Consider the following 15,624-nt stretch of genomic DNA (forward strand, 5'->3'; position numbering starts at 1 on the left):
ACGTCAGGGTTATTGGCTTGCTGGTCTGTAATGTGGTAGTTTGTATGCGCACGGTTTCTATCCTCCATTGGCAAATAGATGATACGAAACCGTGCCCTGTTTTTAGAAGTCAACTGAAGTTTTCAGGGTAACCAGCACCGCCGCTGTCGCCACCATTTGAAGCTTCAGCATTTCACAGTTATGGGTGATGCGCTTGTCTGGATTGCCGTAGCGTTCCCAGTTACCACCCTGACAGGTGGGACAGGCAGGCAGCATTTTGCAATTTTCACAAAGACCGTTTTCTGCCGGTTTCCTTTTCCACGCTCTGAATTCTTCTAACGGGACCGATTTTCCTGCGGAGAATTTTATAAAGCGATGGCATGGATACTTCACCCCATCAACGCCTATCGCAACCATGCCATTGCCCGCGCCACACCATGCTTTGGGGCGGTCCACATCCTTAAAAAGACAATTTTGTATCGGGAGAGAAATTAAATTCGGCAGTTCAATAGCGCTGTTTTTGCTATAAAAAGTAACGATGCGCGCCAATTCGGTCTCGAATGTTTTGAGGTGTTTTTGCTTTTGTTCGCCATCGCCCCACACATCATCGTGTACAAGATTGAGGCTGACGCCACAACCGCGTTTTAGAATCTCAAAAAGCCCATCGGCAATGTATGGGAGAGACCGATTATCCACTGTCATCTTAAACTTCTGTTTCGGCCAATGCTTATTCAAGAAATCAACATTTGCTACAACCACGTCGTATGATTGAGATCTGTTCATGTCATGAGCTGTCTTCGTTCCGTCAAAACTAAGCATTGGGGTTATCAATTGTTTGTGTTTAAGGAACCAAGCCTTGTTCTCCTCAGTAAAAAGTGTTCCGTTGGTGGACATTGAAAAGCCGTAGTTTTTTCCCCAATTGTTGTGCGGACATATTACAGCTGCTACAATGCGCTGGATCATGGGAAATGCAAGCATAGGCTCGCCTCCCATAAAATCAATCATCACTTCATCATATGCAGGCTCGCCGTCCAACTCAGCATTCCCGCTAAGATAATATCTGACAGCATTCATGGCCGTGTCAAAATCCATGAACGTGGAGTTCTTGCTGTGCTCAAAGCAATAAGCGCAACTCAAATTGCATCCTTCCGTCACAATAAGCTGAAGTGTGAGACGTTTCGGATCTTTTTGGGATTGTACAGATTGCTTGGAGCGAGAGACGTCTTTCACATCTGTGTTGGTTTTTTCCGCCATTGCACTGTCCCACCCATCAAGCATTATGGCTGAACTTGCTAATGCTCCCAAGTTGGGGCAACGAGATTGACGCAAGAACCGCCGCAAGTGCCCTTACACGGCCAGTGCAGGTTCCATCACAACCACCATAACAGTTGCTGTGGCAAGTATCGGCGCAAGTCACAGAGCAAGAACCCCTGCATGAGCCATGACAATCGTCCGCACAAACAGAGGAGCAACTGCCTTTGCAACCACCCGCACAAGTATTATTGCAGGTACCTTCACAACCAGAACATGTTCGACTAGAAACAGGATTTATATCAATGGTTGCTTTAGGTTCAGGACCCAGTTTCTCATCAATCCTGTTTTGCAACAATTTGATGGCAGGAAAATCATCAGACTCGGAAATATCTGTTGCTACGCCAGGCATGGATTTGGAGGTGAACTTCTTCAGCCCAAATGCACAAGTTCCAAGCACAAGCAAAACAGCGCCGAAAACAAGCTCATTCTTGCTGACTGGTGTTGATTTCGATTTTAAATTTCCACGCGGAGTATCCGCAATATTTCCAGATTCAAGCTTTGAGTTGGATGCGGAAACGGTACTAATTTGGCTCTCATTAACAGCCTGTCCATAGACTCCTTGTCCTGTCAAGTGTGTTGTTTGATGCACCGCAGTTTCGGCAATCACCATGGAATTGGAAGACAGGTTAATAGGCAGAATGTCTTGTGCTGTTTTTGATATCAAACCCACAGCATCGGCAGTATTCAATTTCGCGCCATCAAAAAAGCCGCTCCAATTGTCATTTTGTTGGTATTTTTGCAGGATACTCTTAACAGCATTAACAGCCTCCGTGTTAAAGGATTTGCGTTGAGGCTGGTGTGGTTGGTCTTTTGTTTTATCAGTTGCGCTGGCACTTTCTTGCGTCGCATGTGCTTCGCTTGAATTGCCCCAAATAGCCCCAAACAGTTCAGATTCCTGCGCGGTAAGGATAGCTTTGTTTGCCAATTCCTTCTTAAGACTATCCAAAAAAAACAGACCGTCTGCAATTTTCTTGACGCGAACATCTTCGGAAATATTGTCCAAAGACTGTTGTTCACTCTCTTCCCCTGCGTGTTTAGCCCGGTAGACTTGGTATTTGGAAAAGACAGCGGAGCCTTCGTCACTAATCGCGGAGGACTTAGTGTCCGGCGCTGTTTCGGTATTGCCCCAAACAGATGCGAACATCTCAAGTTCATCGGTATCAAGCAACATTTTTCCCAGAAACTTATTTTTTAGGGCAGATAGTGTCCTCTCGCCTTCGGAAACTTTTTTTACACGACTATCTGCCGGCAGTTGATCCCAGGACTCTTTTGTCTCTCCCTTCTGTCCATGCGCAACCAAAAATTCCTCGAACCTGAAGTATTCGGCATGTGCCGGATCGTTAAACACAGTGTCGGATTGAATCATCATCTCGTCTGCCGCGACTTTGCTTTGCCAGAAACATATCCCCAGCATGGAGGTTATGAGAATTGAAACTATACCCCGTTGGTTTGTCATAAACCTCCCTCATGTGCGCCGATTTGCCTATTCATCCCTTTTATCGCCTTGATAAGGCCTGCGGGATTGACCACTTTTTTGAGCGTGAATTCCCCGTCAAACTTGGATGGAGCCGGAAAATGCGCGCTGAATTTCACCGGTTCCGCGGTTTTAAGCGCGGCTGCCCAAAAGATTTCCGGCGTTATATCCGGGCTAACCTGACAGGCTAACGCATACAGGCCGGCTACCCACGGAATAGTCCAACTGATTCCACCGACTCTGGAAAAATAATAGTCCTTGTTTCCGTTGGGATCGGCGACTGTTCGGGAATCCATTGGAATTTCCAACTCATCTGGTTGCGAGCCTAGTTTATTTCTGCAAAACATTGTCCCGCTTGCATAGGAATTCCGATTATCCGGGTCGGCAAGCGGGAAGCGGCCCATTCCATCAATCTTAAAATGTTCATCAGCGACAACTATCACAAAAATGCCGCTTTTATCGGCTTCCTTTATGGATTCAACCGTTTCATCGTATCCGGGTGTTATACTGTCTAGTCCCAATGATATGGAAATAACCCGAATCTTGTTTTCCTTCGGCAGTTGCTTGTTGACCTCTATAAGCCTGTTTATTGATTTTGCGATAGGGTTTAAATCGTAGACGAATTTCCCATCCACGTTTTCGCCGTTGGTTTCCCCGATAAAGTATAAATCCGCTTCCGGCGCCACGCCTGTGGTTTTTCCGACCGCGATAGACGCCACCGCAGAGGCGTGCATGGATGCTTCGTTGAACACAAGATGTATTTCCTCATACAGTTTCAATCTGTCTGCATATTCAACATGGTCAACCAGCAGCCCCTGGTCAATTATGCCGATGCCGATTCCCTTCCCGGTTATTCCTTGCTTGTGCAATTCTCTTATGCCTAAACCCGGATTTTTGCCCAACTCCATTATTTTGCCTGGCTCAAATCCTCTGGGCAGCTTGTCCGGGAATTCAGTTTTGGTGTTGAACCCGGCATAAAAGATGTCTTTGTTTTTTTTCAGTAACGACGCAAATCCGTTTAAATCGCAATTCCTGAAATCCATCTGAAATGTCTGCCGATTTTTCTCATCATACTTAAAATTATCCGGTGTCAGTTGTGCCTGCTTAAACGAATAATCTGCGGGTTTGTGGCGGACATCTATTTTAGGGAACTTAATATTCTCTGCGTACGCCGGAGAACAGAGAAGGAAAAGCAGAACTAAAAGGTGTATTTTTATTTTGGCGCTGCACACAAGCATATTGTACCAAAACTGCGGGCCAGCAATATCTCAAATTTAGAGCGCGCCCGGCAGAACATCTCGCTGGATGTAATGAAAAAATAGCTCGCACGCTTAAAACGGCGGGGCCGGAGCTGCTGCGCGACGGCAGGCAAATCAAACCCTGAAAAAATCCGCCCCGCCGGCAGACGTGGAGAGCCGCGCCAGTGTATTCATTTTCCGCAGCCGGCGGCGGGAGGCGCGGCGTAAAAACGCGCGCGGCGCGGCTGCGGACAACCGCATGGGGTTATGCAGGAGTCAATTGTAGAGCAGGTATTTGCCGCGCGACTTCATGAAAGGCTTGAGGGTTTTGTCAAAATCGGACAGGATTTCCTCCGGCGAGGCGCCGGATTCGTAGAGCGCGCGGAAATTGCCGCTGCCCGTCATTTTCCCGGCGGCGTCCCAGCGGATTTCCAGACCGGGCTGCTTCATGTCGCGCAGCAGGCAGAGGACGCTGACGAAAATCTCCAGCGGACGGATTTTTTTAGGGCGGGTTATCCTGATGCTGACTCCCTTGCAGGTTTTTCCCGCATATATATCGTCGGAAGGAGTGCGCTCCTCGCAGCGGAATTCCGCGCCTTTTATATGAGCTTTTTCAAGAGCGGAAACCAGGGCTTTCGCGTCCAGCCAGGGCGCGCCGAACCAGTGGAAAGGAGAATCCGTCCCCCTGCCCACGGAGATATTCACGGCCTCAAAACATCCCAGCCCCTGATACAATATTGCCGCGTCCAGGTCCCTTATGTTGGGCGACGGATTTACCCATTGAAGACCGGTTTCGTCGTAGAACATGCCGCGCTTCCAGCCTTTCATCCGTATCACTTCCGGCGCAAGGCGGAGTTTTTTGACGTCCGCGTGCAAAAGCGCCATTTCGCCGGCTGTCATGCCGTGGCGCACCGGGACGGGGAAATACTGCGTCAACCCGCCGGAAGGGCCCGGCGGAACCGGCCCCTCTGCGATTTCGCCGCCGACGGGATTGGGCCTGTCCAGCACATAGAAGGGAATGCCGTATTTGTCGGCCTCCTCCATCGCCATGCCCATGGTGGACAGATAGGTGTAAAACCGCGCGCCTATGTCCTGCATGTCAAAAACCAGGATATCAATGTCTTTTAGCATCCCCCAGTCCGGGCGCATGGTTTTGCCGTAGAGGCTGCGCACGGGAACGCCGTTATAGGAGGAATCCCCCACCAAATCCCCGCCCGCCGCCCGGCCAGAGAAGCCGTGTTCGGGAGAGAAAATCGCCGCCAGCCTGAAGCTGCCATGCGACGCGAAAGCGCCGGCTATGCTGCGCCCGCCGGAATCGGTTCCGGTATGATTGGTAATGAGCCCCACCCTTTTGCCCGAAAACGGCGCGAAATTTCCGGCGGAGAGGACTTCAAACCCCGTTACCGTTTTCGCCCGCGCCGGCGCGCACAGCAGCAGAAGCAGGCCAAACAGTCTCATTATTCGGATTTAAGAAGCAGGAGGTAGACGCTGCCGTCGTGCTTGAGCTTGGAGGCGAAGCGGCCCGCGTCCAGGCCCGCGCCGGCGTAATAGTCTATATGCCCGGGGCCTTTGATTGCGCCGCCGGTGTCCTGGCAGAGGGCGAATTTTCCCACGCGCGCGACTTCAACCAGTTTGCCTTCGCCGTCAAAGCGGGGCATGGGGCCGTCCACGAAAGCCAGCGCGCCCAGGGGCACATGCTTTGTGTCAACCGCGATGGAGCGTCCCGCCGTCAGCGCGCCGCCGTATGTTCCCGCCGGCCCGCCGGATATTTTTTCCAGCTTGAAAAACGTGTAGCGCGGATTGGTGGCCATAAGCCATTGCTCTATCTCCGGGTGTTTGGCCACGTATTCCTTGGGGTCCGTGTCCGGCGGCAGCACGCCGGATTTGACCAGCGCCGACATCGGCCCCCTGAAAGGCAGATTGTTGGTGCCGTCGTAATTGGCGCGCAGGACGGAGCCGTCGTCAAACTCCAGCCGGGCGGAGCCTTCTATATGCAGATCCATCACATCCAGCCGGTTTTGCAGCCAGGCGATTTCCAGGCCCCTGCCCTCCAGCGCCTTGCCGCTTTCAATCTGCTCGCGCGAGAAGTAGGGGCGCAGCCGGCTTTTCTCCACCCGTCCGGCTATGCCTTCGCCCTTGTATTTGTCGCCGAACTCCTCCAGATCCGCGTCCACCAGATCGTCGGGACGGCGGTAAAGCGGATACTTGTATTCGTCGGTTCTGGTTCTGGAGGCTTTGAACACCGGCTCGTAATACGAGGTGAACAGCACCGCGCCCTTCCCGTCCGAGCCGACGGAGCGGTAAACGTCGAATTTGTCCGCGACCAGCGCGGCAAGCTCGTCGCCGTTTTTTGCCTGCTTGAGCGTTTTGATGAATTCCCGCAACGTGGCCGCCAGCATCGCCGGCGAGACCTGCCTGTCGCCTATGGTATAAAGCGCCTGTTTGGATGCCTGAACATAATACAGGCTGTTCTGCGCCGCCTCAATAAGGCCGGCGCGGTCCTTTACATCCGCAAAACGCGGAGCAAGCGCCGCGGGCACCTGCACAAAAGCCGACTTCGGCGGATGAGGCCGCCTAAACACCACGCAGCCGCTGAACACAAACACAGCCGCAATCCCCAGCGGTGCAACACTCCACCATAGCTTTCTCATTACGTTACATTTTGCCATAATAGGCGCAATGCCGCAATGATTTGAATCTGCAAATCACCCGCTTTCCCGCCGCAGATGAAAACGGAGGAAAATTCTGCGCGGGAATGTCCCGTCGGCCACCGGCGAATTCCGCTGTCCGGCTTAGTAAAAGTTTTTAAGCAGGAAACGTTTTGCGGCTTTGAGGTCTTTTGTCGGATAAAAAGTGCCGCGCCACGTAATACCGCCGGAGGCAAGCGCGGACGCCGCCCCATGCAGCAGCAGATATACGCCTATAACCCCGCCTATCGGCACAAACAGTGCGGGGAAAACCGGTAATTTATTCCAGCGCGCAATCAGCGCCGATTTTAAAACAGCTGTTCCGCATGCAGCCGCCGCTATTTTTGCCGCCGTCCCGCCGGCAAACAACAGCGCAAAAGGCAGCAGGTCAAAAAACACTCCCGCAAAAGCGGCAGCGAATATTACAAGAGGATTAAAGCCTGCGCCTGCGAACACTCCTTTGTCGCAGCTTTTTACCGCTTCGCCGAAGTTTTCAAGAAAGTGCAGTCCGACACAGCCTTCCCCGTTGAGCGCCGCGCCTTTGAAACCGCTTTTTCTCATCATAAGCCCGAGGCCCATATCGTCTATAACCTCAAGCCGCAGCCATTCAAACCCCGGCGTTTTTTCAAAAGCCGCGCGGCGCACCAGGTTGAACGCGCCAACTCCGACAGCCGCATCCCCGCGGGAATCCTGCGAGTTCCAGCAGCTCCAGCGCAGCGCGGTGTCCAGAAACGGGGCGAATACCATGTCCATGAAAAATCCGTTTGACCATAGCTGCGGCATTACCGCCAGATGGTCCAACCCGTTGGTTTGGGCAAAGCAGACGGCTTTTTTAAGCGCATCGGGGCTGAAATGCACGTCGGCATCCGAAAACAGCAGCCATTGGCCCGAAGCGGATTTAACGCCTTTATCAAGCGCGTTAACCTTGCCAAGCCAGCCCGGCGGCAAGGTTGTTATGCGCAACGGTTTTACGCGCGGGTCGTTTTCTGCCACCCGGGAAATGGCAGCGAAGGTTTGATCGGAAGAACGGTCGTCTATCGCGATTACTTCAAGCGACGGATAATCGGACTGCAATTTTGAAAGCAAGGCGGCTTCTATGGTGTTTGCTTCGTCTTTTGCGGGGATTATCACGGAAAGCGGCGGATAATGAAAGCCGGCAGGGCATGCGGTATTGCGCAGGAATTTTGTTTTGCGGATCCCGTACAGCATGAACCCGCTCCGCACGGCCCAGGCCGCCAGTGTAAGGAAGGCAAGAATGACTAAAACTGTTTGCATGGTTTATTATGCAAAATACAGCCCCAGCCTGGTCTGATTTCTGCGGGAACCCGGAGTTTTAGCCCGGAAATCGCAGTTGGTTGCGAGAACCGAGGGGGCGGCGCAGGAAGTTTCAGGCGGCGAGGGTGAAAGTGAACACGGAGCCTTTGCCTTCAACGCTCTCCACTGAAACCGAGCCGCCGTGCGCCTCCGTTATGTGCCGGACTATTGAAAGCCCAAGCCCGGTGCCGCCCATCTCGCGGGAGCGGGCCTTGTCCACCCGGTAGAACCGCTCAAAAACGCGCGGCAGGTCGGCAGCCGGAATGCCTATGCCCGTGTCCCTGACCGAAACATGGACTTTGCCGCTTGCGGCGCGGGCCAGTATTTCCACCGTCCCGCCGGGGATGTTGAATTTTATGGCGTTTTCTATCAGATTGCGGAACACCTGCAAAAGCTGGCCCTTGTCGGCGCGCACGGGCGGCAGTTCATGCATGCTCCTGTCCACCGAGACGGACACGGCGGCGGCGCGCGCCATTTCCCCAAGCCGCAGGCAAACCTCCGCCGCCGCCTGGCCCAGATTCACCGCCTCCAGCCGGGGAGGCGTCCTGCCGGATTCTATGGCGGAGAGGCTTAGTATATCCTCTATCAGCCGGCCCAGGCGGACGGACTCCTCCTCTATGGCCTGCGCGAAGGAGCGGCGGTTTTCCCGGTCCTCCAGCGCACCGTCCAGCAGCGTCTGCGCGGCGGCCCGTATGGAGGTGAGCGGGGTTCTCAGTTCGTGCGAGACATTGGCCACGAAATCCCTGCGCATCTGCTCCAGCTTTTTGACGCGCGATATGTCGCGCATGGCCAGCACCGCGCCCTCGCAGCGGCCATCCTCTATAAGCGGGGCGCAGACCGCGTCAAACACGTTGTCCGGCGCGTCGGAGAACATTATCTCGCGCCTCTCCGCCGCGCGGGTACGCATGGAAGCAGCCGCCATCTCGTTAAGCGCAGGGTTGCGCAGCAGCTCCACCAGCGGCCTGCCGGCGCAGGTTTTGGCGTCCACGCGGGCCAGCGCGGCGAAAACCTCGTTGGCGAAAATGATGTTCCCGTCTTTATCCACTGCGGCGACGGCCTCCGTCATGTTGGAAAGTATGGCCGACAGCAGCGCCCTGTCCCGCGCCAGCTCGCCCATGGCGGACTGGGTTTTCTGCGCCAGCAGATTTATAGCGGCGGCCAGACGGCCATGCTCGTCCGCGGGGGAGTTCCGTATGCGCGCGCCGTAATCCCCGCCGGAGAGCTTTTCCGCCACAAGCGACATCTCCCCCACCGGCCCGCCCAGCGACCAGGCCGCCCACAGCGCCGCAAGCAGCGCCAGAGGCAGAACCGCGGCCATGGCATAGAATGCGGCGCGCTGCATGTCCGCCGCCCTTCCATAGACCTTGGACAGCGGCAGCGACAGCCGCATCACCGCCGCCCTCCCTTCCGGCACGGGCGCCGACACATACAGGAAATCGTGGCCCATAGTGGCGCTGCGCCTTATATCGCGGCCTTCGCGGCCCGACAGCGCGGCGGCGACCTCCGGCCTGTGCGCATGGTTTTCCATGGAAGACACAGCGGAATAGGCGACCTCGGAATCGGCAATAACCGCGCCGTCCCGCCCGATTACGGTAACCCGGCACCCGCACGCGGCGGACAAAGCGGAAACGGCGCGCTCCGGCTCCAGCGCGGCCACCCGCGCCTGAGAATACAGCCCCGACGCCAGCTCGGACACCAGATGCGTCCGGGCGGATTTCTCCACCGCTATGCCGACGGCAAAAGCCGCCGCCAGCGCTATCGCGCCGATTGCGACGGCCAGTTTAAGCCGGAAATGCTCTTTAATCAGTTTTAACACGGTAGCCAACGTTTTTAACCGTAACGATGCGGGCGGCTTCTCGCCCCAGCTTGGCGCGCAGCCTGGCTATGTGCTGGTCCACGGTGTTGGTGTCCAGTTCCATGGAACGCTCGTAGCCCCAGACCTGCTCCATTATCTGGTCGCGGGTGAGGGCTTTGCCCCCCGCGCGAGCCAGGCAGCGCAGCAGCTCAAACTCCTTCGTGCTTAAAGCGGCGGTCCCGCCGGCGACGCGCACCTCGTATTTGTCAAAATCAATTTCAATATCCCCGGCCCTGAAAACCGGGCTCTCTTCCGGCGCGCGGCGGCGCAGCACGGCTTTGACGCGCGCCAGCAGCTCGCGCATGCTGAAAGGCTTGGACACATAATCGTCCGCGCCCAGCTCCAAACCCAGAACACGGTCCAGCTCTTCTTTTTTAGCGGTCAGCATTATCACGGGGGTGGAATGCTTTTGCCTTATGCGGCGGCAAACCTCCAACCCGTCCACTTTGGGCAGCATGACATCCAGCAGCACCAGGTCCGGCGGGCCGGCCTCATGCAGCTTCAGCGCGGTTTCGCCGTCCGCCGCAGCCGCGACGATATACCCCGCCTTCTCCAGATTGTAGCGGAGCGCGGCGGCTATGTTTTTCTCATCTTCCACGACAAGTATTTTCGCGGGCATGGTTATAGATAGTATGTTATAATTCCGTTACAAATGGCAACTCCGGCTATTACCGCCCGCGCGAAAAAGCTGCGGGACATTTATCTGGGCGCGGCCAGCTCCGCCGACAACGAATTCCCGTACTGGTACACCAGGCAATATTTTACGGACGACTGCGAAATCCCCGTCGTCCGCCGGGCCCGGGCGTTAAGGGCGGCGTTTTCCTCGCTGACGCCGGTCATCTATCCCGGCGAGCTTATAGTGATGCAGAAAGCCGCCTATTACCGCGGCTCTTTTCCGATGCCCTGGCTGTCGGAAGGCTATTACATGGCCCGCGAGGACGAGCTTTACCGCCAGGCGCTGGAGCGCGGCTCCTCCAGCGCGGACGAGCATTCCAGCTTCGGCTGCGGCGGCGGCAATTTCACGCAAAGCAGGGGAAAAGCCGTCTCCATCGCCGGCAAATTCGGCATGAGGCAGGAGGAGATTCCCGCCCTGCTGAAACTGGCGCGGCTGTGGCAGCACAAATCGGTGCAGGACATTTCCGCCCGCTACGAGCGCGCCGTGCCGGAAAGCGCGCTAAAAGACGAGCTTATGCGCGGCATAGTCTGTATGTTCGACTCCGGCTACACGCTGCCGCAGGGGCGCGAGGTCATTAACTACTATTATCCGCTGCAATACGGCTTTGACGGAATTATAAAAATCGCCTCCGAAAAAAAGGCCGCCTGCGCCGGCTGCGCCGGCGGCGACGGCATGGCCGGCATGAACCGCCTCTATAATTACGAGGCCGTGATACTGGCGGCTGAAGGGCTTCAAAACTGGATTCTCAATTACGCAAAAGAGGCGCGCAGGCTGGCCTCTTTTGAGAGCGATGAAAACCAAAAATCCGAGTATTGCGCGATAGCGGAGCGGCTGGAGCATATCGCCCATTATCCGCCGCGCGGCTTCCGGGACGCCGCACAACTGTGCTGGACACTGCACGTGGCCGCGCTAAACGAGGACGCCATCTCCGGCCTCTCGCCGGGCCGGCTGGGTCAGGTTTTGTACCCGTACTACGAGCATGACACGGCCTCCGGCGCGCTGACCCGCCGGGACGCGCTGGAACTGCTTGAATGCCAGCGGGTGAAATTCACCTCCATAGACTGCTTTGCCTCCGCCGGGGTGGTGGGCGGGGTGCTTTCCGGCAGCACGTTTAACAATCTTTCGCTTGGCGGGCTTACGGAAGACGGCCAGCCCGCCTGCAACGAATTGGAGCAGCTTATCATAGAGGCCGCCATGTCCTGCGCCTCGCCGCAGCCGACGCTTTCGGTTTTATATGACGAGCGGCTGCCGGAGGATTTCCTGCTCAGGGCGGCGGAATGCGTCAGAACCGGCGCAGGCTATCCGGCTTTCATGAACAACCGGGTGGCGGCGGATTTTCTGCTCTCCCAGTACGGCGGCGAGGGCATGACGGTGGGCGAGGCGCGCGCCGTCGCCATAGGCGGCTGCCTGGAAACCTCGCCCTGCTCGTGGCTGACGCTGGATTTCGCGGGCCGGAAATGGCAAATCCCCGGCGGCTCCGGCCAGCCGACAAGCGTGGGGGTGCATTTTGTCTCGCTGCCGAAAATACTGGAGCTGGCGCTTTTTGACGGCATGGACATGCGCGCAAACCACCGCATTTTCCCGCCGCGCGGGCGCGGGCTGGAAACCTGCGAGGCCGTGATTGAGGCATTCCGGGATTACTTCTTGCAGGCGGTCGCCGCGCTCAACAAATGCAACAACATACAGCACGATGTGTGGCGCAAGAACAACATGGCCGTCATAAACTCGCTGCTAAAGCCGGACTGCCTGGAAAAAGGGCATTTGATAAACGAACTGGGCTACCGTTACAACGGCACTTTCAATATTGAAACTACCGGCACCGTAAATTTCGTCAACAGCATGGCCGCGCTGAAAAAGCTGGTGTTTGAGGAACGCGCCGTATCGCTGGAAGAATTGAAGGCCGCGCTGGCAGCGAATTTCAAGTCGCATGAAAAGACGCATTCCCTCTGCCTCAACGCGCCCAAATACGGCAACGACGACCCGTATGCAGACTCCATACTCGCGGAATGGGAGCGGTGGTTCGCCCAAACAAGCCGCGAATTTGAATCGCTCTACGGCAAAAGGCTCTATCCGTGCCAGATTTCGGTTTCCACCCACGGCGCGATGGGCGCGGCGGCAATAGCCGGGCCGGACGGCAGGCCGGCAGGCGCGGCGTTTGCCGACGGTTCCATGTCCGCATACCCGGGAACCGACAAAAACGGGCCTTACGCGCTGTTCCGCTCGGCCTGCGGCTGGGACCATTCGTCCTCGCAGAACTCGCAGCTAAACATCAAACTGCATCCTTCCGCAGTGGCGGGCAGGGAAGGCGCAAAGAAACTGCTTGAGCTTACGCGGGGATACATGCGCAGGGGCGGCTTCCACGTGCAGTACAACGTAATAGACTCCTCCGTCCTCAGGGACGCGCAGCGCAACCCCGCCGGTTACCGGGAACTGCTGGTGCGCGTGGCGGGTTTCACCCAATACTGGGTGGAGCTGGGAAAACCGATACAGGACGAAATCATCGCCCGCACCGAATACGGGGAATTCTGATGGACACTCACAGGAACTGCGGTTATTACGCGCCGGTGGATGTAACAAAAGGCATTTGCCACAAGACGAAACAGGAAGTCGCGGCGGACGCGCAGTCCTGCCCGCAATTTTCGCCCGCGCCCAGATGCGGCAACTGTAAACTCTACGCCCCCGGCAAAGACCCGCTTACCGGAGAATGCAAAGCCTCCGCGAACGGGTTTTTCGCCTATGCCGGCATGAGCGCCCGCGAATGCAAATACCGCCGGGACTGAAATCCCGCTCCGCAATTATCGCCGCCTGTTTTGCCGCAGCCGCGCTGGTTTACTCGCTCACCCTCACAAACGGCCACGGCTGGCGCTGGGACGACGGCGCGCAATACATCGCCCATGCCCGGAATATAGCCGAGGGCAGGCCATACGCGGCCACCGGATATATATTCAATCCCCAAAATCCGATGACGGGGCCGGCCAGCTATCCGCCGGTGTATCCCGCGCTGCTTTCCCCGGTTTACAAATTATTCGGGCTGAACATGATTGCGTTCAAGCTGGTAAACGTCCTGCTGATGTTTTTATGCCTGGCCCTGCTCTGCGCGCTGGCCGCGAAAGAGGAAAAGTCCGAGACCGCCGCCTCGCTGGCTTTGTTTGCCGCGCTGCCGGCGGTGTTCTGGCTGCGTCAGCTGGTATATGCGGACTGGCTCTGCCTTGCCCTTATGTATGCCGCGTTTCTGGCATTCCGCCGCGGCGGCGCGGCGGCGGGGCTGCTGCTGGGACTGGCATACAGCACCCGGGTGGCCGGGCTTGCCGGATACCTGGCGCTGGCGGCGGATGATATTTTCCGCAACCGGAAAATCACCGCGCGGCTTGTGCGGATGTCCGTTATATTTTTCGCGCTGGCGGCGGCGCAGAAAATAATGATGCCCGCTATAGCCGGGTCGTATTACATATCCACCAAAATTCTTCTGCCCGGCCACGACACCCCTATCAGCGGCAGATACATGTCCAGTCCGTTCAACGAGGTCTTCATTCCCGACGGCATGTCCGCGCCGTTTGTAGCCGCCCTATGCGTACTGCTTGCGGCAGCGGCAACCGGCATGTACATACGCCGCGGCAGGCTGACGGCTGCGGACTGGCTGGCCGCCGGCTGTCCGCTTACCTTTATCATTTGCAGCGACGGCGTGCGCACCCTGCTGCCGCTGCTGCCGTTTATCCCGCTCAACTGCATCGCGGCGGCAAAAGCCGTCCGGGACGGGCGAACCCGCTTTCTGGCAGGCGCGGCGCTGATACTATGCGGCGCAATGGCATACATCGGCAGTTTTGCAAGCGTCTGGCAGGATTACGACATAAGCAGGCCCCCTTCAAAACAGCTTTTCGCCGCCATAAAAGCCAACACGGAACCGGACGCGGTGTTTATCGCGCGCAAGCCCAGAATGCTGGCGCTTATGACCGGGCGCAAAGCATCCATATACCCGCAGAACAGCGCCCCGCAAGCTCAGCTTGAGTATTACCGCTCCGTAAAAGCCGGTTATCTGCTGGAGACCTGGTGGCTTCGGAAAGACAGGGAAATTATTGCCCCGCTTCTGGCGGCGCGGCCCGGCTGTTTTGCCTATGCCTACGGCAACGAAATGTTCAGGGTTTACAAGTTAAAACTGGATTTTGAGCAATGCCCAAAGGATTGATTTTTGACATACAGGGTTTTTCGGTGCATGACGGGCCGGGCTGCCGGACGGTTTTTTTCCTGAGCGGCTGCCCGCTGCGCTGCCGCTGGTGCGCCAACCCGGAGGGTATGTCCGGCGCGCCGGCATTGCTGCATTTCGCCTCCAGATGCGCGGGGGACATGCTGTGCGCGGCTGCATGCCCGGCTAATGCAGTTTCAGCCGGGCCGGTTTTTGACCGCGCGGCCTGCGCGAAATGCCGCTCTTTTGACTGCGTCAAAGCCTGCCGCAGCGGCGCGCTTAAAACAGCCGGAAGGGAAGTTTCCGTTGACGAAATAATCAGAATAATCCGCCGGGACAGGGATTTCTGGGGGCCCGGCGGCGGGATAACGCTTTCCGGCGGGGAGCCGTTGTTTCAGAAGGAATTCTCGCTTGCCGTGCTGCGCTGGTGCCGGGAAAACGGCGTTCACACAGCGGTTGAGACCTGCGCTTTCGCCCCGGAAAAGGATTTCATGGAGCTTGCCGCAAACTGCGACTGGGTTTTCGCCGACATAAAGCACATGGACGCGCAAAAACACAAAGCCGGAACGGGGCAGACGAATGAAACCATTCTGTCAAACATCAGGCGGCTGGCGCGCGGCAGACATGAGCGCAGGCTGGTCATCCGGCTGCCGCTTATACCCGGCTATAACGACGGGGAGGATAATCTGGCAGCCTGCGCGGATTTCATGGCGGTTGCGGGACTGGGGGAGATAAATATACTGCCCTTTCACGCGATGGGCCTGTCCAAATACAAACAACTGGGGATGGTTTGCGGTTATGCGGACACCGCGCCCTGCGGCGCAAAAGAACTTTCCCGCGCGGCGGAGCTTTTCACCGTCAGGAACATAGCCTGCCACTCCGGTCCCGACACGCCGTTCTGACCGCG

The 15,624-nt window shown here is 56.7% G+C and carries 12 protein-coding genes; 4 read left to right on the forward strand and 8 right to left on the reverse strand.

The features are described from left to right. Positions 1–102: 102 nt before the first annotated feature. The 8 genes from WC421_09045 to WC421_09080 form a co-directional block, all read right to left on the reverse strand. Positions 103–1,233, reverse strand: a complete 1,131-nt coding sequence (locus tag WC421_09045) for a radical SAM protein (protein ID MFA5162379.1) — start codon at positions 1,231–1,233, stop codon at positions 103–105. A gap of 16 nt (positions 1,234–1,249) precedes the next feature. Next, complete coding sequence (locus WC421_09050) at positions 1,250–2,749, reverse strand: hypothetical protein (protein MFA5162380.1); 1,500 nt, start codon at positions 2,747–2,749, stop codon at positions 1,250–1,252. Next, a complete protein-coding gene (locus WC421_09055) occupies positions 2,746–3,999 on the reverse strand; it encodes a S8/S53 family peptidase (protein ID MFA5162381.1) in 1,254 nt (417 codons plus the stop codon). The genes WC421_09050 and WC421_09055 overlap by 4 nt, the downstream gene beginning before the upstream one ends. Positions 4,000–4,281: 282 nt before the next feature. Beyond that, positions 4,282–5,463, reverse strand: a complete 1,182-nt coding sequence (locus WC421_09060; GenBank protein MFA5162382.1) for a DUF1343 domain-containing protein — start codon at positions 5,461–5,463, stop codon at positions 4,282–4,284. Then, entirely contained in the window at positions 5,463–6,656 is a 1,194-nt protein-coding gene (locus WC421_09065; GenBank protein ID MFA5162383.1) for an MltA domain-containing protein, read from the reverse strand. Before WC421_09065 ends, WC421_09060 begins: the two co-directional genes overlap by 1 nt. Before the next feature lie 141 nt (positions 6,657–6,797). Next, positions 6,798–7,967, reverse strand: coding sequence for a glycosyltransferase (locus tag WC421_09070; protein MFA5162384.1), 1,170 nt, complete (start codon positions 7,965–7,967; stop codon positions 6,798–6,800). Positions 7,968–8,079: 112 nt separating this feature from the next. Next, a complete protein-coding gene (locus WC421_09075; GenBank protein ID MFA5162385.1) occupies positions 8,080–9,822 on the reverse strand; it encodes an ATP-binding protein in 1,743 nt (580 codons plus the stop codon). Next, positions 9,806–10,480, reverse strand: coding sequence for a response regulator transcription factor (locus WC421_09080; protein MFA5162386.1), 675 nt, complete (start codon positions 10,478–10,480; stop codon positions 9,806–9,808). Before WC421_09080 ends, WC421_09075 begins: the two co-directional genes overlap by 17 nt. 33 nt (positions 10,481–10,513) lie before the next feature. On the opposite strand from WC421_09080, the gene hpdB reads away from it, so the two are divergent. Genes hpdB through WC421_09100 form a run of 4 tightly spaced genes read left to right on the forward strand, consistent with a single transcriptional unit; the run spans position 10,514 to position 15,619 of the window. Next, complete coding sequence (hpdB, locus tag WC421_09085; protein MFA5162387.1) at positions 10,514–13,066, forward strand: 4-hydroxyphenylacetate decarboxylase large subunit; 2,553 nt, start codon at positions 10,514–10,516, stop codon at positions 13,064–13,066. Continuing rightward, positions 13,066–13,317 carry a 4-hydroxyphenylacetate decarboxylase small subunit gene (gene hpdC / locus WC421_09090; GenBank protein ID MFA5162388.1) on the forward strand — a complete coding sequence of 84 codons (252 nt, stop codon included), beginning with the start codon at positions 13,066–13,068 and terminating at the stop codon, positions 13,315–13,317. The genes hpdB and hpdC overlap by 1 nt, the downstream gene beginning before the upstream one ends. Then, entirely contained in the window at positions 13,296–14,720 is a 1,425-nt protein-coding gene (locus tag WC421_09095) for a hypothetical protein (GenBank protein ID MFA5162389.1), read from the forward strand. The genes hpdC and WC421_09095 overlap by 22 nt, the downstream gene beginning before the upstream one ends. Continuing rightward, the gene (locus WC421_09100; GenBank protein ID MFA5162390.1) at positions 14,705–15,619 is read left to right on the forward strand and encodes a glycyl-radical enzyme activating protein; all 915 of its coding nucleotides are present in this window, start codon (positions 14,705–14,707) and stop codon (positions 15,617–15,619) included. The genes WC421_09095 and WC421_09100 overlap by 16 nt, the downstream gene beginning before the upstream one ends. Positions 15,620–15,624: the final 5 nt, after the last annotated feature.

This window comes from Elusimicrobiales bacterium, assembly GCA_041651175.1.
In the GTDB taxonomy this organism is placed as follows: Bacteria; Elusimicrobiota; Elusimicrobia; order Elusimicrobiales; family Elusimicrobiaceae; genus JAQTYB01.

Coding starts and splice junctions, on each gene's coding strand:
- hpdC (MFA5162388.1), top strand. CDS start 13,066: ATGGACACTCACAGGAACTGCGGTTATTACGCGCCGGTGGATGTAACA.
- WC421_09065 (MFA5162383.1), bottom strand. CDS start 6,656: ATGAGAAAGCTATGGTGGAGTGTTGCACCGCTGGGGATTGCGGCTGTG.
- WC421_09080 (MFA5162386.1), bottom strand. CDS start 10,480: ATGCCCGCGAAAATACTTGTCGTGGAAGATGAGAAAAACATAGCCGCC.
- WC421_09060 (MFA5162382.1), bottom strand. CDS start 5,463: ATGAGACTGTTTGGCCTGCTTCTGCTGCTGTGCGCGCCGGCGCGGGCG.
- WC421_09050 (MFA5162380.1), bottom strand. CDS start 2,749: ATGACAAACCAACGGGGTATAGTTTCAATTCTCATAACCTCCATGCTG.
- WC421_09095 (MFA5162389.1), top strand. CDS start 13,296: ATGCAAATACCGCCGGGACTGAAATCCCGCTCCGCAATTATCGCCGCC.
- hpdB (MFA5162387.1), top strand. CDS start 10,514: ATGGCAACTCCGGCTATTACCGCCCGCGCGAAAAAGCTGCGGGACATT.
- WC421_09070 (MFA5162384.1), bottom strand. CDS start 7,967: ATGCAAACAGTTTTAGTCATTCTTGCCTTCCTTACACTGGCGGCCTGG.
- WC421_09045 (MFA5162379.1), bottom strand. CDS start 1,233: ATGGCGGAAAAAACCAACACAGATGTGAAAGACGTCTCTCGCTCCAAG.
- WC421_09100 (MFA5162390.1), top strand. CDS start 14,705: ATGCCCAAAGGATTGATTTTTGACATACAGGGTTTTTCGGTGCATGAC.